Genomic DNA, 21,939 nt, shown 5'->3' with positions numbered 1-21,939 from the left:
TGAGTCATAATGCTGGCCTGAAAAAAAATTACAAAGTCTTGTTTTGTGGCAATTTGCCCTAACATATCTAATATTATTATTTTGCTAAATCGGGGATTCCGCCAGTTTTCGCTAGACTGTATGGAATAAAACCTACTGAACATCGGGATAGACACCATGTTGAAAAATATCAATCCAACGCAAACACAAGCTTGGAAAGCGCTAACGGCGCACTTCGAATCTGCACAAGATATGGATCTAAAAGCACTATTTGCTCAAGATTCAGCTCGTTTTGACAACTTCTCTACACGTTTCGGTGCAGATATCCTAGTTGATTACTCTAAAAACTTAATCAATCAAGAAACGCTAAAGCACCTATTTGCTCTAGCAAACGAGACTGAGCTAAAAGCAGCAATTGAAGCGATGTTCAGCGGTGAAGCGATCAACAAAACAGAAGATCGCGCAGTACTTCATACCGCACTACGTAACCGCAGCAACAAACCAGTGATGGTTGATGGCGAAGACGTGATGCCTGCAGTTAATGCAGTGCTAGAGAAAATGAAATCGTTCACTGACCGCGTTATTGGCGGTGAGTGGAAAGGTTACACAGGTAAAGCGATCACTGACATCGTAAACATCGGTATCGGTGGTTCTGACCTAGGTCCTTACATGGTGACTGAAGCGCTAGCACCATACAAAAACCACCTAAACCTACACTTTGTTTCTAACGTTGATGGCACACACATCGTTGAAACATTGAAGAAAGTAAACCCAGAAACAACGCTATTCCTAGTGGCGTCTAAGACGTTTACCACTCAAGAAACCATGACCAACGCACACAGCGCACGTGATTGGTTCCTAGCTTCTGCGGGTGATGAAGCACACGTTGCTAAGCACTTTGCAGCGCTTTCAACGAATGCTCCTGCGGTATCTGAGTTCGGTATCGATACAGACAACATGTTTGAGTTCTGGGATTGGGTTGGTGGTCGTTACTCACTATGGTCAGCAATCGGTCTTTCTATCGCTCTAGCAGTCGGTTATGACAACTTTATTGAGCTACTAGACGGTGCGCACGAGATGGATAACCACTTTGCGTCTACTGAACTAGAAAGCAATATCCCAGTGATCCTTGCGCTTATCGGCCTATGGTACAACAACTTCCATGGCGCAGAGTCTGAAGCAATTCTACCTTACGATCAGTACATGCACCGTTTTGCTGCGTACTTCCAGCAAGGCAACATGGAGTCAAACGGTAAATACGTTGACCGTGACGGTAATGCAGTAACTTACCAAACTGGCCCAATCATTTGGGGTGAGCCAGGTACTAACGGCCAGCATGCGTTCTACCAGCTGATTCACCAAGGTACTAAGCTGATTCCATGTGACTTCATTGCTCCAGCAGTAAGTCACAACCCAGCAGGCGATCATCACCAGAAGCTAATGTCTAACTTCTTTGCTCAAACAGAAGCACTGGCATTTGGTAAAGATGAAGCGACAGTGAAAGCGGAATTTGCTAAAGCAGGTAAGAGCGAAGAAGAAGCGGCGACTCTAGCACCATTCAAAGTATTTGAAGGTAACCGCCCAACTAACTCAATCCTAGTTAAGCAAATCACGCCACGCACTCTAGGTAACCTAATCGCAATGTACGAACACAAGATCTTCGTACAAGGTGTGATTTGGAATATCTTCAGCTTTGACCAGTGGGGTGTTGAGCTAGGTAAACAATTGGCTAACCAGATCCTACCTGAACTAGCTGACAGCTCTGAAATCAGCTCTCACGATAGCTCAACTAACGGTTTGATTAACGCGTTTAAAGCATTCAAAGCTTAAATTTCCGTCGCAATTGATATAAAAACGCCAGCAGAGATGCTGGCGTTTTTGTTGGTATTAGATTTTGTCATTCCATAGACTGACGAAGGAAGAAGTAGCGAATCTATTCTAGAGTCATTTACGTTCAAGAGTTCCCCAATTCACTCACCCTTCGCTCTTGAGGTAGAGATGTTTTCGCGTTTGTTATTATCCTAAGCCATCGTATCAATGCTAGATTTGGTTTCGGTGCTGGCAGTGAATTTTTGGCTGAGCAGTGCCACTAATTGGTCGTAATACGGCATATTAGGTTTGTTGCCTAGTAGCTTGCAGAGCTCATTGCCGGTAGGGCTGAAGCGGTAATAGAGTAAGCGAACGCCTTTGCTGTGTGCTTGCAGAGAGAGTTGTTTACCTTGATAAAGCAACGGAAGCGGAGAATCTAATTCAATCTCGCCAGACTCCAATTCAGTCCCATGCATTAAACCTAATTCGAACAATACCAGTAAGCTGGAGTAGGGCAGCTGGTAGTTACCGACATTGATGTTGCTGGTCGTGTTACGTTTACCAAAGCTAAAGATTCCCGCTTGAGAGCGGTAACCCACTAACAGCTTACGACTATTGTCACCTCCAAAGCTGCATGCAAGAGATGCGGCACGTTGTAGTATTTGCGCTTCTTTTGGCGTCATATCTTGCAGAACTTTCAACGCCTTCATCGAGGTAGAGCCAGGGTTAGTCACCTCGCGTTTGAGCACCTGTGCCCAGAGTCGCTGCATGGCGTGATTATGAACTTCTTGTGCCATATCGAAAAATCGATACAGCCAATCTTGGTCTGGATCACCTGCGGTTTCATCTTTACATGAGAGGTGGGCGAGTTTGAGGATTTGTTCTAAGTTTTTCTGACGTAACTCTTTGCGTTTCTTTTCTCGAATAAGCGCACGCTCAATGGTGGTCTTTTTTGGAGATTCACTTTGTAACAGGGCATCCAAGCCATAAGTTTGCGCAATATTGAGAACGCGACTAGCGCTGTCTTTGATATAACTGGATTTCTTCTCTTGTCGTTGAGATTGATCTGCTTGTTGGTCTATGACAACGGGTTTACTGGTCTCAGACATGCTATTTCCTTAGCCATCAGATGCTTACTATTGATTACTAAATGTACCTCGGAACTTTATTGTCTGCCAGAAAAAGACTGTGAGCTAGCCTATAAAAAATATCGCTATCAAAGATGATAACAAGTTGTTAAAATTGTTATCATTAAACTTGAGGGGCTTATGAAGTATTTCAATGAGAATAAACTAAAAAAGCACCTGTCAATTGCCCTATTATTACTCGTCTACGTTGGTGTACTAGGCTATTTATCTAGTTACTTAGGCTAATATAGGTAATCAACAGGTTACTTTAGTCGTTAACATCTACATATCATCATATTCGGCAATTTCAGTGCCTTCGATGACATACGCAGTTTCTGCTAGCTCATGGCTAATGGTTTCGGTTTTAAGTGTGCCTATCACGTAAATGACATCCCACAGCTCTTGTACTGGAGCGCCTTTCGGGAACTTCACATAAATGATCTGGTTTGGCGGCGGTGGCGGCACGTGGATACATGCTCCAAAATACGGTACCAGTAGAAATTCCGTCACCATATTTTCATTGCCTTCGAGCGGGATGACGAATCCTGGAATTTTCACCGTACTGCCGTTCAGCTCTGGTCGTACACTTCCCACTTTAGATTGCTTCATCACATCACCTGAGTGATTCACGGCAGGCATACCGTAGGAATCAAACTGATTGCGTTCGCTTTCTGGAATAAGGTCAATCCAATCTAATGTCAGAGTGTCCTCTGCACTGACTGAGTAGCTGGTAAGGCTAACTGAAAATAGGGCCAAGAATAGTAGGATCAGTTTTTTCATATTTATACTCGAATCGTCATACCGTCGCTGAGAGACTGCTTATAAGCTCTGAATGCAGGAATAAAGCCGATAATTGTACCAGCAATTTGCACTGCGGCGAGAAGTAACCATTCATATTGGGATAAAGCGATCATTTGTAGATTAATCCCGTATTGTTGCTGGATAAGCGGAGCTGCAACAGCAAGCAACGCATATAAGCCGATGGTGCCGACGATCAAACCGATGAAGGTGAGTACGCTTGCTTCTAGGATCAGTAAGCTAAATACATGGCGGGGTCTTGCTCCCATTGCGCGCAGAATGGCCATCTCGCGGCGGCGTTCTTGTAAGCTGGTCAGTAGGCTTGATAGCATGCCGAGTAAGCCTGCGATGACCACAAAAACGGATACGGCCATTAGGGCTTGTTCTGCAACCGACATCATCCCCCACAATTCATGCAACGCTACCCCAGGTAATATCGCGCTAAGGGGTTCTTTTGCATAGGTATTGATTTGCCTTTGCAGGGCGAATGTTTGAATCTTGGACTTCAAACCTAACATCATTGCGGTGATTTGCTTAGGTTGAAAGTTCATTTCCAGCAATTGCTCTGAGCTTGGATTATTGCCTAGGTTAGCGCCCGACTCCCAGCCGATATGAATCGCTTCAATAGCCTCAAGAGAAACATGGACAGTCTTATCAACCGGTGTACCTGTCGGAGCAAGAATACCGACCACTTTAAACGGCGTGTTTTCGTGGCGGTTAAACCCAACATCACTGATGCCGTGAGCGATAACCATTTCACTGCCGATGTGGTAGTTAAGTGAGCGGGCAACATCGGCGCCAATCACTGCCTCAAACAACCCATTGAATTCTTTACCTTGGTTAAATGTGAGGTTTTGCTTTTGTCCGTAACGGTAGTGATCGAAGTAGCTATGGTTAGTCCCCATAACTCGAAACCCTTTGTGCGAGTCACCTAATGAGATGGGAATGGCCCAATCGACAGCTCTGTGTTGGCTAAACTCTTGGTAGCTCTTCCAGTCGATATTATTGGTGGCGTTACCAATGCGAAATACAGAGTAAAGCAGCAAGTTAACTTGACCTGAGCGACCACCAACAATCAAATCTGTACCAGAAATAGTGTTAGCAAAGCTGCTCTTAGCTTGGGTACGAATTCGCTCTACTCCAAGGAGTAGGATCACTGATATTGCCACGGTCAGAATTGTGAGGATTGCGGTCACTTTTCGGTTGCGAACACTCTTCCATGCGAGAGAAAGTGTAGGTGTCATAATTGAACTCCAGCTTGATTGAGCTGTTGTAGATTAATGGTGCGATCAAACAGAGCTTCGAGCGTCGGGTCATGACTGACAAACAGTAACGTTGAGTTTGCTTGGTTTACTTGTTCGAGCAGAAGTTCAATAAACGCGCTACGGTTGTCAAAGTCGAGCGATGAGGTTGGTTCATCTGCGATCACGACCTTGGGGTTACCTATCAGTGCTCTGGCTGCTGCAACTCGCTGCTGTTGGCCAATACTCAGTTCAGTCACTGGTTTATTGAGCAGTGCGCTCGGAAGACGCAGCTTTTCCAATAACTCGGTTGCTTTGGCGGTTAAATCACCCTCAACCTGCTTTTTTCTTTGCGGGGCAAATTGGCAAGGAAGAGTGACATTTTCAATCACACTAAGATAGGGCAGTAAGTTGAACTGTTGGAAGATGTAGCCAATATTATTGGCGCGAAACTTATCTCTTTGGCTACCCGACATCTTGGTCAGCTCTTCACCGAGTAAAGAAACTTGGCCCGAGGTTGCGGTGTTAATTCCAGTTAGGAGTCCGAGTAAAGTTGATTTTCCACATCCACTTGGCCCTTTGATAAAGAGATGCTCACCGTGAGTGACAACTAACGAAGGGATATCGAGTGTAGCGGTGTCATTACCTAGCCAAGTAAATGTGACCTGAGTAAGTTCAACCACCGAAGACTGGTCTGTTTTAGTCATAATTGCAGTCCGAATCAGATTAAGTGGCCTAGCTGAGGCTAGGCCACTTTAAAACATTAAAGTGAAATTGTGCTTTCGCCTTTAGCTAATTGCATTGCTGCTTGCTTAGTATCAGTTAATACATTCACTTTAATTGATTCAGTGTTAGGGAAGTGAGAGAACCAGTTGGTGTTCATCTTATCCAGTTTGGCGATGTCACTACACTCGAAGTGATACTCAACGGTGAACTCACCATGAGAAGATGAGTGTCCTTCATGGTCATCATGATGATCGTGGCCTTTATGGTCGTCATGATGCTCATGGTCATCGTGGTGTTCATGATCTTTATGGCTATCTTCACCTAATGTATGAGTCACTGACTTATGCTCAATCTTACAACCAGCACTTGCCGTTAAGGTAAAGATACTATTGGCATCTTTCAATTGGGTTACTGCTGCTTCAAGTTGATGTTTTTGTTCATCAGTTTGAGGAGCGTGCTCAAAGCCCACAACATCAGCCCCTGGCGCCGTGATCTCCATCAGCAGTTCGTTAGCATCTTGAGCGATATTAAATTCAACCACACCGTGGACGTGTGCGCTGTGTTGACGAAAACCTTCTTCTGCTTGAGCAAAGCTGCTTACTGCTAGCGTGATACCAAGTGCGATGGGAGTAATCTTGTTCATTGTCTTTCCTGAAAATATTGTAATGCAGAGTGTAATCACAGAGCGGGTTTGCCTGTGAATCTGGTGTTTTAAATATTGTAATCAAGAGGCGGGGGGTGAGCGTGCAAGATAAGCAAAGAAGACGCTTTCTACGAAGTAGTAAAATGACTCAAGGTGATGGGGTTCGGATGACGTTATCACTGGTAGCGTGACGACAAAGGCACTGGTGCCATGCAGAGCGCAGGCAAATAGCTGGCAACGATGTTGGCTATGTTGTGACTGCGTTTGCTCATATTGGTGCTCGATGTACGCAAAGTTTAGCCACAGCACGAGTGCAATAGCGCAGACAGCGGTACGTGTCGAAACTAAGCGAAATAGAGACAAAGCGATATCATCAGATGAACAAAAGGAATTGTTATACTATAACAATTCCTTGTAAAACACGATATCAATCAGGCCAAGAGTTAGATGTTCTCTTTCACTAACGTCAGTACTTGCTGGATCTCTTGTTCATTTAATGTGCCTTCTTTAACAAACAGTACTTTACCTTGTTTGTCTTGGACAATGATCGCCGATGATTCACTGGCGAGATCCCATGCATTGGCAACAGAACCATCCTCATCTAACACCATTGATGACCATGGGAACTCTTTCTTGCTGTCTTGAGCTGAAGACTTTACAAATGACCCTGTCCCCCAAATGGAATCATCTTGGTTAATGATCGACGTTGTTTGGTAGTTTTGCTCTGGGAATTTTGCTGCTGTGATTGCCGCCATCAGTGGTGCATTCATTTCTTTTGCACTGCTGCGTCCTGCAATCGCTTGAATCACACGGACTTTGCCTAACATACTTTGTGTCGACCAAGGTTGGAAAGCGGTCTCTTTACCTTGTACGACGATTTCGCCATGGCTAGTTACATCCACGCTTGGTAACGATTGACCTACAGAGATGTTGTGCGCCATTGCTAGTGCTGGAGAGCATGCAATCGCAATTGCGAGTAGAGTTTTAGTTTTCATTGTTATCTTCCTTTTGATAAGCGCCAAAAGTATATACCGAAAATTCATTAAGTGGTGGTAGGAGTCTCCATGAAGTGAAATAGCCCAAATAATTAACAAAATGATATACATTATAAACGAGTTGTATATAATGCCGTACAAGTTCTAAGGAATAGAACATCTGCCCCGTGAGGTGGCGTCACAAAAGGATATTGGAGTTGTTATGCTACGTGAGTTTACTATCTATCGACCACGCCAAGTGGCTCGATTTGTTAAAACTTTGTTTAAAGGTCAGTTCGTTATTTCAGGTGTGGGGGAGTTCAACTTTGACAATGGCAAGGTGCTGCTACCTGATGTCAAGGACCCGCAAAAACTCCTGACGTTCAAAGAAATTAATCAAGCGATTGCTGCGTTACCTATCTAATGATTGAGCGTTGCTTGTTCCTCGTTGCATAAAAAAGTCGCCAAGTGGCGACTTTTTACTATTTGTTATTGAGACGGAAAACAGACGCCTGTCCCACCGATACCACAATAGCCATTAGGGTTCTTAGCGAGATATTGTTGGTGGTAGTTTTCAGCAAAATAGTATTTGCCAGCCGGTAAGATATCTGTGGTTATGGTACCCTTACCACTGCCCAATAAGGCCTGATATTCCTCTTTAGAATCACAGGCTACTTGCAGTTGTTCTTCGTTAAATACATAGATGGCTGAGCGGTATTGGGTTCCTAGATCATTGCCCTGGCGCATTCCTTGGGTTGGGTCATGCTTCTCCCAGAAAGTGCGTAGTAACTGCTGCAAAGTAATCACATTGGTATCAAAGATGACGCGCACCACTTCGGTATGCCCGGTTTGGCCAGAACAAACTTCTTCGTAGGTCGGGTTTACGGTAAAGCCTCCTGAGTAACCAACTGAAGTACTAATGACTCCATCAAGTTGCCAAAATAAGCGCTCTGCACCCCAGAAGCAGCCCATACCAAAGAGTATTTGTTGGCAACCTTGAGACGGTTCTGCGGTCAAACTGGATTGATTGACGAAATGAGTATCATCGATGGCAAGTGGAGTCTCGCGGCCAGGCAAAGCATCTTGAGCCGATATCAGGATTTGTTTGTTGAGCATCGTCGTTTCCTTGTTAGAGATAGAATTATATAGACCGCCTAATTGACTGTTTTAGTACAGACTTATATTTTTACTGGCGGTATTATGCCCTTACATGATGTATATAGATAATTAAGCATGATCAGAAAATCTTTACCAGCGCTATTAACCCTTCTTACAGTAGCTCCGCACGCATGGGCTCAAGATGTCGATCTTTCGGTTGAGGGATTAGAGGGGGCGTTGCAAGATAACGTTGATGTGTATCTATCTTCTATTCCACCCGAAGAGTATTCGACCAATTTCCGTTTTCAAGCTCGAGTCGAACGTAACATTATCGAAGCATTACTAGCATTGGGTTACTACCATCCCAAGTTCGACTTTTCTGTTGCAGAAGATGATAGTGAGTTGATTGTAAAAGTGACCCCGGGGCCAGTGGTTATTATTCAAGAAGTAGATGTGCAGATTGAAGGAGAAGCGAAAAACGATCCTGACTTTGCCGCCTTAATTAAGAAGAGTGGTCTTAAGCCAGGAGATGCTCTCGATCATAGTGCTTATGACGCGCTAAAATCTGGTATTCGTAATCTCGCACTGCGCAAGGGTTATTTTGAAGGGGACTTTAAACTCAGTCGCCTTGAAGTCGCCCCTGATCTAAATCAAGCGTTTATCCGCCTACATTACGATAGTGGCATTCGTTACCATTTTGGTGACAGCACCATTACTGGTAGCCAAATTGACCAAGAGCGTGTTGAGTCACTGTCACCTTACAAAAGTGGCGACCCATATTTAGTCTCTCAAGTTGGTGAATATAACCAAAATCTCTCTAATACCGATTGGTTCTCTTCGGTATTTGTTGAACCTGACTTATCTCTGTTGGGACAAGGGCGAGAGATACCAATGAAGGTATCGCTTTCTCCGCAAGCCCGAAATCAACTTGAAACGGGTATTGGTTACTCGACCGATGTGGGGGTTCGTGGCTCTTTGAAGTGGAAGAAACCGTGGGTGAATAGCCGCGGTCACAGCTTTGACAGTAGTTTTTCTCTTTCGGCACCCGAGCAAACCATTACCGCAGGTTACCGTATTCCGCTTAAAGATGTACTTCATGAGTATTATCGAATTCAATATGGATTAAAGAACGTAGATAACCGTGATACGAAGAGTTTAGAGTCCAATTTATCGCTCGAAAGGCACTGGCTGCTTGATAATGGTTGGCATAGAACACTCTACGTACGCTACTTGCTTGAGAACTATGAGCAAGGTATACAGGATGATAATGCGCAGTTCGTACTGCCGGGTATTTCATTTACTCGCAGTCGAGTTCGCGGCGGTTCCATGCCGATGTGGGGCGATCGTCAAAGCTTGACTATCGAATATGGTGATCCAAGCGTGTTGTCAGAAACCCGGGTGACACGCTTAATAGGCGGCATGACTTGGATTCGAGGGGTAGGTAGTAATCATCGAGGTATTTTCCGTATTGATGGTGGAGCGAATTTTGCCGATGACTTTTCTAAGCTCTCACCATCGCTGCGTTTTTTTGCTGGTGGTGATAATAATTTACGTGGTTATGGCTATGAGTCGATCTCTCCTGCCGATAAAAGTGGCGCGTTAACGGGAGCTAAATACATGGCGACCAGCTCACTTGAGTATCAATACCGAGTTTACGGAAACTGGTGGGGCGCGGTGTTTTACGACGTGGGTGATGCCTTCAATGATGAGATCGCTCTAAAACGTGGCACTGGTATTGGCGTACGTTGGGCGTCACCGGTTGGTCCAGTTCGTCTTGATTTTGCTTGGGGTTTAGATGCAGACCCAGGCGATGAGTTTAAAATTCACTTTACCTTAGGACCTGAGCTATGACCCGAGTGGTAATTAAGTGGTCAAAGTGGCTGTCACTTTTTTTATTTGGTTTGCTCGCGCTAATTGTCATTGCGTTAGGTACTCTACTATTTACTAATAGTGGTTTAAACCTTGCGTTATGGGGAGCAGAGAAGTTTGTTCCTCAGCTTCAAGTAGAGTCCACAGAAGGGGCGTTCTTTCCTCGTTTTACCCTGAATAATGTCAAGTTCAAAGACGACTCTTTAAATGTCGATACTGAACTCAAGTCGATTACCTTAGCCGTTAGGGCTAACTGTCTAACTGAACCTAAAGTGTGTGTCGATGAGATTGCCATTGATGGGTTACGTTTTTCAATGCCAGAGCTGCCTCCAAGTAATGAGCCAGTGGAAGAAGAGCCGACATCAACGACCAGCAAGATTACCTCGCCTATTCCGATTGTGGTTAATCGCATCGCATTAACAGATATTGAGTTAGATGTTTTACACAACCAAATCTCTTGGCAGTCGTTTACCTCTGGCGTTGCATTTCAAGGTAATCACTTACGAATAAACACGACCAAGCTTACCTATCCAACCGTTAAGTTAGCGCCTTCGGGGGAGGTGGCTAAAGAGCAGCAAGCTCCTCAGTCTGCTAGTACAAAGCCTGCAGCTATTGTATTACCTGATATCGATTTACCGTTACAGATTGAAGTCGTGCGTATCGATATCCATGACTTTAAGTTGGAGCAAGAGACCCCCGTTGTGGTCAATCACTTTGGTTTAAGTGTGGACACTAAAGGTTCGACGGTCGATGTGCATACACTTGAACTCGATATGCCGCAACTACAGGCCGCTCTCGTGACGAAAGTTGATCTGCAAGGCGACTACCCACTGACCTTGAATCTAGACGCGACGGTTAAAGACAAAATCGCGCCGGGGCAGACGTTAAAACTGAGTGCAGACGGTAGTGTGGCGAACTTGAGTTTAGATGCCACCTTAGGTGGGTTAGCCAAGGCAAAATTGGCCGCTTATATCGAACCACTAAAACCAGAATTACCATTTGATATCTCCTTAAGTGGCGTTGATGTCCAGTGGCCGCTAACGGGTAAAGGTGACTACTTCGTTGCTATTGATAAGCTCAAAGGCAAAGGTTCACTAGATGGTTATCAGCTAGCTCTCGCAAGTGACATTAAAGGTAAGGATATCCCTGACCTTGCGTTTTCATTGCAAGGTGATGGAGACCTCAACCAAGTGAAGTTGAGAAAAATCGATTTAGCGACCTTAGGCGGTCATGTCTCTGGTGACGTGATGGCTAACTGGAAGAATCCGATAAACTGGGCCGCTAATTTAAATCTTTCCCATATTCAGCCGGGTCTGCAATGGCCGGAGGCGGAAGGCGATATCAGCGGTAAGCTGGCGACAACAGGTAGTTTGACCGCACAAGGCGGTTGGCAGGTTGAGCTGCCAACATTAGATATTGATGGGGTCCTGAGAGAGTACCCACTGAATATTGAAGGCTCATTGTCAGCATCAGATCAAAGCGGTAAAGGTGATTTGAGTTTTATTACTCCGCGCCTAGTGCTCTCTCATGGTCCAAATAAGGTCGAAGCGAAGGGGCAACTTGATAAAGAGTGGCGCATGGACCTTGCCATCGACTTCCCAGAATTGATTAAGACGGTTCCGGATTTACGTGGCAAAGCGACTGGCGAAATTTCACTGCGTGGCGCTTTGAAAGAGCCTCAAGTCGGCGTTGCGCTAGATGTTCAAGGGATTGATTGGCAACAGCAAGCCAGTGTTGAACATATTGCTTTAAACGGCAATATAACCCCGTTACCTGCACCTGCTGGGCGTCTTTCTCTGCAAGTTCAAAAGGCGCAATACCAAGATACTTTGGTCGATAGCGTTGCCATGGTGTTTAAAGGTTCACAGCAAGCGCATCAACTGAGCTTAGATGTGGCGTCGAATATTGCATCAACCAGTTTGGCGCTAAGTGGCTCGTTGACGGATAAGCCAGAGCTGATTTGGCAGGGCGCTCTGGAAAGAATGACGTTGAGTTCACAGCAAGGTGAATGGCGACTTAATCAAGAGACCAAATTAGGCTTTGAAATGGCAACGCAACAGGTGTCAGTCGCGGCGCACTGTTGGTTGCAAGCGGCCTCATCACTCTGCTTAGATAACGATATTCAGGTAGGCCAAAGTGGAGAAGCGGCGCTAACCCTCAATCAATTCGACTTTGAGCAGTTAAAGGCTTTTATGCCTGAAGCGACAAAGTTAACTGGGCAAGCCAACGCTAAGGTTTGGGCCAAATGGGCACCAGATTCCGCTCCGCAAGTAAAAGCGTCGATTGAGCTGCCAAAAGGTCAGGTGGTGCAAAAGTTAGATCAACCCGTGACAGTAGGTTGGGACAAAGTACAGCTCAACGCCGAGATTGCCGATAACAAACTGCAAGCGGATTGGTTGTTAGATATTACAGATAATGGCGATGTCTCAGGCAAAGTGATGATCCCTGATGTGTTAACCGATGATAAGCAGATCGAAGGTAAGCTAAAGCTGACGACATTCAACTTAGACTTTCTCGAGCCTATCATTGGCGATTACAGTGAGTTGAAATCGAATATTTCGACCGATTTAGCCTTTAGTGGCCCAGTGATGCAGCCAAAAGTAAACGGTAAGTTTTTGGTCGATGACATTTCACTGAAAGGGGATATCTCACCTATAGAAGTGGACTCAGGTCGCTTGACGATCGACTTTACTGGCTATCAAGCACTATTAGCCGCGGCAATCCATACCCCTGATGGAAAACTAGAAGTGGCGGGGGATGCCGATTGGCATGATCTTAAAGCGTGGAGCAGTAATGTTCGTATTTTTGCTGAAGAGCTCTATGTTGATGTGCCGCCAATGGTCAAAATGAAAGTCAAACCAGATATGACCATTTCAGTGTCGCCGAAATATGCTCGTATTGATGGTGATATTTCGTTGCCATGGGGAAGAATTGTCATCGAAGAGCTGCCACCAAGTGCTATTAGTGTGTCTAAGGATCAGGTGCTGCTCAATGACCAGCTAGAACCGATCGACCAAGAAAGCAGTGTTCCATTCGTTCTTGAAACCAATATCAATATTAAGATTGGTGATGACTTTAAGCTGTCTGCCTTTGGACTTGAAGGTGGTTTAGTCGGTAACCTCAATGTCGCTCAGAAAGATAAAGGCCCGTTCATCACTGGTGAGGTCAATATCGAAGATGGCTCGTATCGCTCTTTTGGTCAAGACCTGTTGATCCAGGAAGGTAAGATCTTAATGAATGGCCCTGCGGATCAGCCATACGTGCAAATCACAGCGATCCGCAATCCTGAAAACACTCAAGATGATGTGACAGCCGGTGTGAAAGTGACAGGCCTAGCCAGTGAACCAACGGTGACGATTTTCTCGGATCCTGCGATGCCACAAGCGAATGCACTTTCGTATCTGCTACGTGGTCAAGACATTGATGGTGAAGCGGGTGGTAACTCAATGACTACCACCCTGATTGGTCTAAGCTTAGCTAAGAGTGGTCGAGTTGTCGGTGAAATTGGTGAAGCCTTTGGTGTACAAGATTTACAGCTTGATACCGCGGGTAGTGGTGATGATTCACAAGTGACGGTGAGTGGCTATGTGCTACCTGGATTACAGGTGAAGTATGGGGTCGGTATATTTGACTCTGTCGGCGAATTTACGGTTCGATATCGGCTGATGCAAGATCTCTATGTTGAAGCAATTACCGGTGTCGATAGCGCTGTTGATCTGCTTTATCAGTTTGAGTTCAACTAAACAAAACAAAACAAAACAAAACAAAAGGAGTCGTGATGCAACATTTGGTTTTTGTCTATGGCACGTTACGCCACGGAGAGTGCAATCATCATTTATTGTCTCAGGCGCAATGGCTTGGCAACCATACTACTTTGCCAATCTACTCACTTTATGATCTTGGGGCCTACCCAGCCGTAATAGAAGGACATAGTGTCATCATTGGTGAAGTTTATCTTGTTGATGAAGAGACATTAGCCCAGCTTGATCTGTTGGAAGATCACCCAGTGACTTATCGACGAGAGCTGATTGATACGCCTTTTGGTCAGGCTTGGATCTATATATATCAAGATATCAGCCAGCTGGATGTAATCATTTCCTCTGGGGACTGGTCTGTTAAGGTGTAGTGTAGCTTGGGGCTTGAACGTGAACGGCACCGGGCATTCGATAAGGAGAAAGTTATGAAAACCCTATTTGTCGTTATTACTTTAATGTTGGCGGGTTGTTCGGTCGCACCTACGCCAATGACTACCGCCGCAAGTGATTGGGCTGATTATGGTCAGCAACGTGCCGAGCAAGGCTTTATGAAACAATCTGAGAGCAAGCTGGCTAAGTTAGATTCCCAAGGTTACCTAAATTCGGAGCTTTATCTGGCTTATGACAATGGCTATGAGCAAGGTAGACAAACCTACTGTTCGCAAAGTGCTTATATGTTAGGTGTGATGGGTAAGCCCTACCGCGGTATTTGTGAAAGATTGGATCCGTTCTTCTATCAAGATTATGTCTCCGGCAAAAATTCGACCTCTGGTTCTCCATTTTAGCGCTTGCCGTCAGTTTAATATTTGAAGCAATAAAAAAGAGTCGACCTTGGTCGACTCTTTTGTGTTCTAGCGACTAGGTTACTTTTCTTCGCGGTTCAGCTCTAAGAACTGTTCGACTTTTTTCACCATATTCTTCGAACCAACAAAGAATGGTACACGTTGGTGCAGCTCAGTTGGCTTGATATCCATAATGCGTTGTACGCCATCTGATGCGACACCGCCAGCTTGCTCAATGATGTAAGCCATTGGGTTACATTCATAAAGTAGACGCAGTTTGCCATTCGGGTGGCTTTGCGTGCTTGGGTAAAGGTAGATACCACCTTTAAGCAAGTTGCGGTGGAAGTCTGCCACTAATGAACCAATGTAGCGAGACGTATAAGGGCGGTTCTCACTTGGCTCACTTTCCTGACAGTACTTGATGTACTTCTTCACACCCATTGGGAAGCGAATGTAGTTACCTTCGTTGATCGAGTAAATACTGCCATCTTGAGGGATCATCATGTTTTCATGCGATAGACAGAAGGTGCCAAGAGATGGATCGTAGGTGAAACCATTTACGCCATGACCTGTTGTGTAAACCAACATGGTTGAAGAACCATAGATGACATAACCTGCCGCAACCTGTTTGTGGCCTGGCTGAAGGAAATCTTCTTCTGTTGGTGGGGTGCCGATTGGTGACACTCGACGGTAGATTGAGAAGATCGTCCCAACAGAAACGTTGACATCGATGTTTGATGAGCCATCAAGTGGATCCATCAGAACAACATATTTAGCATTTTTGTTGAGTTCTTTATTAAACGCTACAGCCTCATCTTCTTCTTCACTGGCAACACCACACACTTGATCGCGTGCTTCTAGCGCAGCCTTAAACTTATCGTTGGCATACACATCCAACTTTTGTTGATCTTCGCCTTGGACATTTTCAGTGCCGACTGCACCAGTAATATCACCTAAACCTGCAGCATTGATTTCGCGGTTAACGATTTTAGCAGCAAGACGAATAGAAGAGAGTAGGGATGATAGATCACCGCTTGCGTGGGGGAAGTCCGCTTGTTTTTCAACAATGAACTCGCCAAGGGTGCGCATTCCAGACATGGTTATTCCTTAAAAAGTCGATCTTAATAATAGGGGATGGGTAGTAGGGACCTCTGCGGATCTTTTAGGGTTACCCGCTTCTAAGTGTAAGAGTTAGATCTTTTTATTGGTAATGAACTAACTGCTTGAGATCTCAATTTATTTGTCGACTAATAGGTTCACTTACATTTGTTCATCGAAGGGCCATGAGCTGGTGCAAGAGTGAGCAACTAGATAGATAAAGCGGATTTTACCTACTCAAAGTGGTTCGCTTTTGTCGGCTTTATCGCCATAATGAAGAACTTATTTTTGCCTAGGACAAGGTCAGTATATGCATATTCATATCTTGGGGATTTGCGGCACATTTATGGGTGGCGCAGCGGTATTAGCTCGTCAGCTTGGACATAAAGTGACGGGGAGTGACGCCAACGTTTACCCGCCGATGAGTACCCTGTTAGAGTCTCAAGGTATTGAAATCATTGAAGGCTTTGACCCATCTCAGCTAGACCCTGCACCTGACCTTGTCGTGATTGGCAATGCGATGAGCCGTGGCAACCCATGTGTCGAACATGTTTTGAATAGCAACTTACGCTATACATCTGGTCCGCAGTGGTTACAGGAGTTTTTACTGCATGATCGCTGGGTACTTGCGGTATCGGGAACACATGGCAAAACAACCACCTCAAGTATGCTTGCTTGGATTCTTGAAGATTGCGGCTATCAGCCTGGTTTCCTTGTCGGTGGTGTGCTGGGGAACTTCGGTGTCTCAGCACGCCTTGGTGAAAGCATGTTTTTCGTTGTCGAAGCGGATGAATATGACAGTGCTTTTTTCGATAAGCGCTCGAAGTTCGTTCATTACCATCCAAGAACCTTAGTGATGAACAACTTAGAGTTCGATCATGCAGATATTTTCGATGATTTAGAGGCAATTAAGCGTCAGTTTCATCACTTGGTGCGTACCGTCCCTGGCAATGGACGCATACTGGCACCAAAACAAGATATCGCTTTAGAGGATGTACTGCAGCGTGGTTGTTGGAGTGAGACTGAGTTTACTGGTCAGCAAGCTAACTGGCGTGCAGAAAAACTGATCGCTGATGGCTCTGAATTTAAAGTCTTCTTCCAAGATGAAGAAGTCGGCATCGTAAAATGGGATCTTGTTGGTGACCATAACGTTGATAACGCTCTAATGGCGATTGGTGCCGCGCGTCATGTTGGGGTAACGCCAGAGTTAGCCTGTGAATCACTGGCCAAATTTATCAACACTAAGCGTCGACTAGAATTAAAAGGACAGGTCAATGGTGTGACTGTCTATGATGATTTTGCTCATCACCCGACCGCGATTGAGCTGACTCTCGGTGGTCTACGTAATAAGGTTGGCAGTGACAACATTATTGCAGTGCTAGAGCCACGCAGCGCCACAATGAAGCGCGGCGTACATAAAGATGCGCTGGCTGCTTCACTGGCTAAGGCGGATCAAGTATTCCTTTATCAACCAGACAGTATTGATTGGTCAGTAAAAGATATTGCTAGCCAGTGTCATCAACCTGCTGACACCTCAGCTGATGTCGATGAGCTGGTTGAGAAGATAGTTGCTCACGCTCAAGCGGGAAGTCATATCTTAGTGATGAGCAACGGTGGCTTTGAAGGTATTCACGGCAAGTTACTGGAAAAATTAGGCGAAAAATAGTTATTACCATGAGTAAACAACAAAAAACGATCACATTAGCGTTTACAGGAGCATCAGGTGCACCTTACGGACTGAGGCTACTAGAGTGCTTGTTAGCAGCAGACTATCAGGTCTATTTGCTGATCTCTTCGGCAGCGCGTGTCGTGCTAGCAACTGAGCACGGCTTAAAGTTGTCTGCTAACCCTGACACGGCGAAACAAAGCTTGTTTGAGCATCTCAACTGTGACCCAGAAAAACTGGTCGTTTGTGGCAAAGATGATTGGTTCTCTCCAGTTGCTTCAGGCTCAGCTGCGCCGAAACAGATGGTGGTTTGTCCATGCTCTGCGGGAAGCGTTGCCGCGATTGCCCACGGTATGTCTGACAATTTGATTGAGCGTGCCGCTGATGTGGTGATGAAGGAGCGCGGTCAGTTATTGTTGGTGGTACGTGAAACACCGTTTTCTACCTTACACCTAGAGAACATGCATAAGCTTTCTCAGATGGGCGTGACAATTATGCCAGCCGCACCGGGTTTCTATCATCAGCCTAAGTCGATTGAGGATTTAGTCGATTTTATGGTTGCACGTATTCTTGATCACTTGGGCGTAGAGCAGGGCCTTGTTCCACGCTGGGGTTATGACCCCCGTCATATTTGAAGTCGCAGCGTTGTTGACTGCTCAAATTTACCCAAATCAAATAGAGCACCTATGTTCATTGGGATGAATTTGCTTGTCGCCTAGCTGCAACTCCACCTATTTAGGGGATGGCTATTGAGTCTCATAACTATTACAATTTGACCGTTACTCATCGGGGAGCAATTCATTGTTGCAATGAAGCTGAGATCAAGCCTAGCTTGGGACCCGTGGACCTGAACCAGATAATGCTGGCGTAGGAATTGAGTTTGGATCTATCTCATACCGATGTATCCCTCAAACCTGTGCCGCTCATACAAGGAGAGAGCGAGCAGTGAAAAACACTCGAAATACCTGTTCAATCAGCGCACTAGCGGCAGTTACTCTAGCTTCATTTTCAGCCAGCGCGGCAGACAATACACTCACGGTTTATACCTATGATTCATTTGCAGCTGATTGGGGCCCTGGTCCAACGGTCGAAAAAGCGTTTGAAGCAAAGTGTGGTTGTGACGTCAACTTTGTTGCCTTAGATGATGGGGTTTCGATTCTAAATCGACTGCGCCTAGAGGGTGGCAACAGCAAAGCCGATATCGTACTTGGCCTAGACAATAATCTGATGGCGGAAGCTAAGGAAACAGGTTTATTGGCGCAGCACAATGTTGATACTAGCTCCGTGACTCTACCTAACGGTTGGAATGATAAGACTTTTGTGCCGTATGACTTTGGCTATTTTGCTTTTGTTTACAACAAAGAGACGTTGGCCAATCCACCAAAGAGCTTAAAAGAGCTAGTAGAATCACGTGATGATTTGAAAGTGATTTATCAAGATCCTCGCACTTCGACGCCAGGCCAAGGCTTGATGCTGTGGATGAAGTCAGTCTACGGCGATGATGTAACAGAGGCATGGCAAAACCTCGCGAAAAAAACCGTTACGGTTACCAAGGGTTGGTCAGAGGCATACTCTATGTTCCTAGAAGGCGAGTCTGATTTGGTACTTTCCTATACCACATCGCCTGCCTATCATTTGATTGCTGAAAATGATGAGAAGTATGCCGCGGCTGATTTTGCTGAAGGTCACTACACTCAAGTCGAAGTGGCAGCAAAGGTAAAAGGCTCTAAAAATGAAAAGCTTGCCGATGAATTCATGAGCTTTATCTTAAGTGATGAATTTCAGTCAGCAATGCCAACTGGAAACTGGATGTATCCAGTGACTAATGTTGAACTGCCTAAAGGTTTCGAAACACTGACGGTGCCTAGCCAAGCACTTAGCTTTAGTGCTGATGAGGTAGCTCAGAATCGTAAATCTTGGATTCGTGAATGGCAAAGTGCATTAACCTTCTAAGGCTTTCTTTTGCGTAAAACCCCTCTTATTGGTCTATGGGTCGCGATCTTCATCGCGACCTTTGTTGTTTCAGCGCTAGCTGCATTGATGGTCAACGCTGATACCTTAAATATCAGCGTAGTTTGGAACGATCCTTACTATCGTCATGTGACGAAGTTTAGTTTCTACCAATCTTTTCTCTCGACATTACTGAGTGTTGGCTTTGCTTTGCCCGTCGCCCATGCACTTTCTCGCCGTCAATTTGTCGGTAAGACTCTATTACTTAAACTGTTTGCCACTACCTTAGTGCTACCAGTATTGGTTGGGGTGTTTGGCCTGTTAGCCATTTATGGCAACAGTGGCTTGCTCGCGACCTTGTTTAAGGCTCTAGACAGTAAATTGCCTTTCTCAATCTATGGCTTGAACGGCATCTTACTCGCACATGTGTTCTTTAATCTTCCTTATGCAACGCGATTACTGCTCCAAGCGTTAGAGTCGATTCCGCAAGAGCAGCACAAATTATGTACCCACCTAGGTATGGGGCATTGGGATAAATTCCGCTGGATTGAGTGGCCTCGCTTACGTCAGCAACTGCCTCATGTGAGTGGTTTGGTGTTTATGCTGTGCTTTACCAGTTTTGCTACTGTGATGGCATTAGGTGGCGGGCCAAAGTCGACCACTATCGAGCTGGCAATCTACCAAGCGATTAAGTTTGATTTTGATTTACAAGCTGGGGCATTACTGGCCATTTGGCAGATGGCGTTATGTGGAGTGATGGCTTTTAGTATTCAAAGACTTGCGAAGCCTGTTTCGGTCACGAGCGGCAGTCAATCGCAAGATATTTTCTTGTCTAAAGATAGCTTGATGTCGAAGTGTTGGGATTGGGGCTGGATTATCGGCGCAGTACTATTAGTCGTGCCACCATTGCTAATGGTGGCGTTGAGTGGCATCAACAAAGAAGTAATTAATGTCTTAACCGATGCACGCTTTTGGTCTGCGTTCTGGGCGTCAATTAAAGTCGCGATACTGGCGAGTATCATCGCGCTATCGGCTGGGGTGGCTATTCTGATCACCAGTCGCCGACTGCGTTTGAGTGATAGAGCGAAACGAGCTGATCATATCGAATTGATGGGCATCATCATTCTAGTTACCCCCGGCCTGGTAATATCAACTGGATTGTTTTTACTGCTACGCTCGTTTACTGATGTGTTCAGTCTCGCGTTCGTTGTGGTGGTAGCGGTCAATGCGCTGATGGGACTACCGTATGTGATTAAAACCTTGTCTCAACCTATGTTGCATGTCGAGCAGCAATACCAGTATGTGTGTGCGAGTTTAGGTATGCGAGGTTGGCAACGATTTAAAGTGGTGGAATGGAAGGCACTAAGAAAGCCGCTTGCGCATGCGTTTGCCATCAGCTTTATGTTTGCTATTGGGGACTTAAGTGCAGTCGCACTATTTGGTAGTCAGGAATTTCGCACCTTGCCATTGTACCTTTTCCAACTGTTAGGCAGCTATCAGATGGAAGCGGCGGCAGTGGTATCAGTAACATTGTTGCTATTAAGTGTTGGGTGTTTCACCTTGATTGAAACGCTGTTCAAAGTAAATAAAAAGGTCAAGCATGCTAACCCTGAGTAACGTCGATTATTATTATCACAATGAGCTGTTTCACTTTGATGTGTCGCTTGAGCAGGGCTCGATTGTCGCCTTGATGGGGCCAAGTGGGGCGGGCAAGTCTACCTTACTAGCCTTGGTGGCTGGATTTATTGAGCCAGCAAAAGGCTCGATTAGTGTTGAAGATAAAGAGGTTGTTGGATTAGAGCCTTATCAACGACCTTTTGCGATGCTGTTTCAAGAGCATAATCTGTTTGCTCACCTCACTGTGCGACAGAATATTGGTTTGGGACTGCATCCGGGTCTTAAGCTGAGCTATGAGCAGCAACAGCAAGTGGAATTGGCTGCGGCTCAAGTGGGGGTTGATGAGTATCTGGATCGATTACCTGAGCAGCTATCGGGGGGGCAGCGTCAGCGAGTGGCGTTGGCTCGTTGTTTTGTTCAGCCTCATACGACGTGGCTTTTGGACGAACCTTTCTCGGCGCTAGACCCAATTTTGCGCGAAGAGATGCTGTCATTGGTGGCTAAGTTAGCCAACGAGAGAAATATCACGGTATTGATGGTGACGCACCATATTAGTGATGCGAAGGCGATAGCTTCTGACTTTATTTTCGTTGCCAATGGTCAGGTCGAAGTGGCAGGCGAGATCAGCCAACTATCCTCTGAGCACCCAAATTCGATTTTGAGTCAATTTGTCAGAGCCGGCGAATGAACTAAGCAAAGGGTTAGTCATTCCCTAGACTGACGAAGGAAGGAGTAGGGAATTTCATACAGTTCTCGACTTGCTGGAAGAGATCCTCTACAAATTAATTGAACATAAAAAGGGTTGAC

Annotated in this window: 20 protein-coding genes and 1 riboswitch; of the genes, 11 read left to right on the top strand and 9 right to left on the bottom strand. The window is 45.4% G+C overall.

The annotated features are described in order from the left end of the window. Positions 1-156 precede the first annotated feature (156 nt). A complete protein-coding gene (gene pgi, locus ACU01J_RS12250; protein ID WP_481085961.1) occupies positions 157-1,809 on the top strand; it encodes a glucose-6-phosphate isomerase in 1,653 nt (550 codons plus the stop codon). A gap of 191 nt (positions 1,810-2,000) precedes the next feature. Here pgi and ACU01J_RS12245 read toward each other — a convergent pair whose 3' ends face one another. The 7 genes from ACU01J_RS12245 to ACU01J_RS12215 all read right to left on the bottom strand — a co-directional run bounded on the left by ACU01J_RS12245 (position 2,001) and on the right by ACU01J_RS12215 (position 7,318). Next, entirely contained in the window at positions 2,001-2,897 is an 897-nt protein-coding gene (locus tag ACU01J_RS12245; protein WP_481085960.1) for a TIGR03899 family protein, read from the bottom strand. 300 nt (positions 2,898-3,197) lie between these two features. After that, on the bottom strand, positions 3,198-3,695 hold the full coding sequence (locus ACU01J_RS12240; RefSeq protein ID WP_481085959.1) for a DUF3299 domain-containing protein: 498 nt from the start codon (positions 3,693-3,695) through the stop codon (positions 3,198-3,200). Between the two features lie 2 nt (positions 3,696-3,697). Continuing rightward, on the bottom strand, positions 3,698-4,957 hold the full coding sequence (locus tag ACU01J_RS12235) for an ABC transporter permease (protein ID WP_481085958.1): 1,260 nt from the start codon (positions 4,955-4,957) through the stop codon (positions 3,698-3,700). Continuing rightward, complete coding sequence (locus ACU01J_RS12230; protein ID WP_481085957.1) at positions 4,954-5,661, bottom strand: ABC transporter ATP-binding protein; 708 nt, start codon at positions 5,659-5,661, stop codon at positions 4,954-4,956. Before ACU01J_RS12230 ends, ACU01J_RS12235 begins: the two co-directional genes overlap by 4 nt. A gap of 56 nt (positions 5,662-5,717) precedes the next feature. Beyond that, positions 5,718-6,323 (bottom strand): zinc uptake protein ZrgA, encoded by a 606-nt coding sequence (zrgA, locus tag ACU01J_RS12225; protein WP_481085956.1) that lies wholly within the window; start codon positions 6,321-6,323, stop codon positions 5,718-5,720. Positions 6,324-6,404: 81 nt separating this feature from the next. Further along, positions 6,405-6,686, bottom strand: coding sequence for a DUF2607 family protein (locus tag ACU01J_RS12220; RefSeq protein ID WP_481085955.1), 282 nt, complete (start codon positions 6,684-6,686; stop codon positions 6,405-6,407). Between the two features lie 80 nt (positions 6,687-6,766). Then, on the bottom strand, positions 6,767-7,318 hold the full coding sequence (locus tag ACU01J_RS12215) for a YtfJ family protein (protein WP_481085954.1): 552 nt from the start codon (positions 7,316-7,318) through the stop codon (positions 6,767-6,769). Positions 7,319-7,520: 202 nt separating this feature from the next. Here ACU01J_RS12215 and ACU01J_RS12210 point away from each other — a divergent pair, with 202 nt between their 5' ends. Next, on the top strand, positions 7,521-7,721 hold the full coding sequence (locus tag ACU01J_RS12210) for a DUF1107 domain-containing protein (protein WP_053437962.1): 201 nt from the start codon (positions 7,521-7,523) through the stop codon (positions 7,719-7,721). 65 nt (positions 7,722-7,786) lie between these two features. On the opposite strand, the gene msrA is transcribed toward ACU01J_RS12210, so the two are convergent. After that, positions 7,787-8,413, bottom strand: coding sequence for a peptide-methionine (S)-S-oxide reductase MsrA (gene msrA / locus ACU01J_RS12205; RefSeq protein WP_481085953.1), 627 nt, complete (start codon positions 8,411-8,413; stop codon positions 7,787-7,789). Positions 8,414-8,530: 117 nt separating this feature from the next. On the opposite strand from msrA, the gene tamA reads away from it, so the two are divergent. Genes tamA through ACU01J_RS12185 form a run of 4 tightly spaced genes read left to right on the top strand, consistent with a single transcriptional unit; the run spans position 8,531 to position 14,804 of the window. After that, complete coding sequence (gene tamA, locus ACU01J_RS12200) at positions 8,531-10,246, top strand: autotransporter assembly complex protein TamA (protein WP_481085952.1); 1,716 nt, start codon at positions 8,531-8,533, stop codon at positions 10,244-10,246. After that, positions 10,243-14,007, top strand: coding sequence for an autotransporter assembly complex protein TamB (gene tamB, locus ACU01J_RS12195; protein ID WP_481085951.1), 3,765 nt, complete (start codon positions 10,243-10,245; stop codon positions 14,005-14,007). The genes tamA and tamB overlap by 4 nt, the downstream gene beginning before the upstream one ends. Before the next feature lie 35 nt (positions 14,008-14,042). Beyond that, positions 14,043-14,390, top strand: coding sequence for a gamma-glutamylcyclotransferase family protein (locus ACU01J_RS12190; protein WP_481085950.1), 348 nt, complete (start codon positions 14,043-14,045; stop codon positions 14,388-14,390). Between the two features lie 54 nt (positions 14,391-14,444). Further along, positions 14,445-14,804, top strand: a complete 360-nt coding sequence (locus tag ACU01J_RS12185; protein WP_481085949.1) for a DUF2799 domain-containing protein — start codon at positions 14,445-14,447, stop codon at positions 14,802-14,804. A gap of 78 nt (positions 14,805-14,882) precedes the next feature. On the opposite strand, the gene fbp is transcribed toward ACU01J_RS12185, so the two are convergent. Next, entirely contained in the window at positions 14,883-15,899 is a 1,017-nt protein-coding gene (gene fbp / locus ACU01J_RS12180) for a class 1 fructose-bisphosphatase (RefSeq protein ID WP_481085948.1), read from the bottom strand. Between the two features lie 310 nt (positions 15,900-16,209). Between fbp and mpl the strand changes: the two genes are divergently transcribed. From mpl to thiQ, 5 genes are all read left to right on the top strand, one after another. Beyond that, on the top strand, positions 16,210-17,565 hold the full coding sequence (gene mpl / locus ACU01J_RS12175) for a UDP-N-acetylmuramate:L-alanyl-gamma-D-glutamyl-meso-diaminopimelate ligase (RefSeq protein ID WP_481085947.1): 1,356 nt from the start codon (positions 16,210-16,212) through the stop codon (positions 17,563-17,565). Positions 17,566-17,573: 8 nt separating this feature from the next. Then, the gene (locus ACU01J_RS12170; protein ID WP_481085946.1) at positions 17,574-18,200 is read left to right on the top strand and encodes a flavin prenyltransferase UbiX; all 627 of its coding nucleotides are present in this window, start codon (positions 17,574-17,576) and stop codon (positions 18,198-18,200) included. 142 nt (positions 18,201-18,342) lie between these two features. Beyond that, positions 18,343-18,456, top strand: a riboswitch (TPP riboswitch). A 54-nt stretch (positions 18,457-18,510) separates the two neighbouring features. Further along, positions 18,511-19,518, top strand: a complete 1,008-nt coding sequence (gene thiB, locus ACU01J_RS12165) for a thiamine ABC transporter substrate binding subunit (protein WP_481085945.1) — start codon at positions 18,511-18,513, stop codon at positions 19,516-19,518. Between the two features lie 9 nt (positions 19,519-19,527). Next, positions 19,528-21,132, top strand: a complete 1,605-nt coding sequence (gene thiP, locus ACU01J_RS12160; protein ID WP_481085944.1) for a thiamine/thiamine pyrophosphate ABC transporter permease ThiP — start codon at positions 19,528-19,530, stop codon at positions 21,130-21,132. Further along, complete coding sequence (thiQ, locus tag ACU01J_RS12155) at positions 21,116-21,820, top strand: thiamine ABC transporter ATP-binding protein (RefSeq protein ID WP_481085943.1); 705 nt, start codon at positions 21,116-21,118, stop codon at positions 21,818-21,820. The genes thiP and thiQ overlap by 17 nt, the downstream gene beginning before the upstream one ends. Positions 21,821-21,939 lie beyond the last annotated feature (119 nt).

This window comes from Vibrio sp. 2433-A1 (assembly GCF_056726085.1).
Note: the sequence above shows the minus strand (reverse complement) of the source record. Positions and strands in the feature narration are given on the sequence as shown.

What these genes read in the sequence shown, in the direction of transcription:
- pgi (WP_481085961.1), top strand. Translation starts at nt 157, where the DNA reads ATGTTGAAAAATATCAATCCAACGCAAACACAAGCTTGGAAAGCGCTA.
- ACU01J_RS12245 (WP_481085960.1), bottom strand. Translation starts at nt 2,897, where the DNA reads ATGTCTGAGACCAGTAAACCCGTTGTCATAGACCAACAAGCAGATCAA.
- ACU01J_RS12240 (WP_481085959.1), bottom strand. Translation starts at nt 3,695, where the DNA reads ATGAAAAAACTGATCCTACTATTCTTGGCCCTATTTTCAGTTAGCCTT.
- ACU01J_RS12235 (WP_481085958.1), bottom strand. Translation starts at nt 4,957, where the DNA reads ATGACACCTACACTTTCTCTCGCATGGAAGAGTGTTCGCAACCGAAAA.
- ACU01J_RS12230 (WP_481085957.1), bottom strand. Translation starts at nt 5,661, where the DNA reads ATGACTAAAACAGACCAGTCTTCGGTGGTTGAACTTACTCAGGTCACA.
- zrgA (WP_481085956.1), bottom strand. Translation starts at nt 6,323, where the DNA reads ATGAACAAGATTACTCCCATCGCACTTGGTATCACGCTAGCAGTAAGC.
- ACU01J_RS12215 (WP_481085954.1), bottom strand. Translation starts at nt 7,318, where the DNA reads ATGAAAACTAAAACTCTACTCGCAATTGCGATTGCATGCTCTCCAGCA.
- ACU01J_RS12210 (WP_053437962.1), top strand. Translation starts at nt 7,521, where the DNA reads ATGCTACGTGAGTTTACTATCTATCGACCACGCCAAGTGGCTCGATTT.
- msrA (WP_481085953.1), bottom strand. Translation starts at nt 8,413, where the DNA reads ATGCTCAACAAACAAATCCTGATATCGGCTCAAGATGCTTTGCCTGGC.
- tamA (WP_481085952.1), top strand. Translation starts at nt 8,531, where the DNA reads ATGATCAGAAAATCTTTACCAGCGCTATTAACCCTTCTTACAGTAGCT.
- tamB (WP_481085951.1), top strand. Translation starts at nt 10,243, where the DNA reads ATGACCCGAGTGGTAATTAAGTGGTCAAAGTGGCTGTCACTTTTTTTA.
- ACU01J_RS12190 (WP_481085950.1), top strand. Translation starts at nt 14,043, where the DNA reads ATGCAACATTTGGTTTTTGTCTATGGCACGTTACGCCACGGAGAGTGC.
- ACU01J_RS12185 (WP_481085949.1), top strand. Translation starts at nt 14,445, where the DNA reads ATGAAAACCCTATTTGTCGTTATTACTTTAATGTTGGCGGGTTGTTCG.
- fbp (WP_481085948.1), bottom strand. Translation starts at nt 15,899, where the DNA reads ATGTCTGGAATGCGCACCCTTGGCGAGTTCATTGTTGAAAAACAAGCG.
- mpl (WP_481085947.1), top strand. Translation starts at nt 16,210, where the DNA reads ATGCATATTCATATCTTGGGGATTTGCGGCACATTTATGGGTGGCGCA.
- ACU01J_RS12170 (WP_481085946.1), top strand. Translation starts at nt 17,574, where the DNA reads ATGAGTAAACAACAAAAAACGATCACATTAGCGTTTACAGGAGCATCA.
- thiQ (WP_481085943.1), top strand. Translation starts at nt 21,116, where the DNA reads ATGCTAACCCTGAGTAACGTCGATTATTATTATCACAATGAGCTGTTT.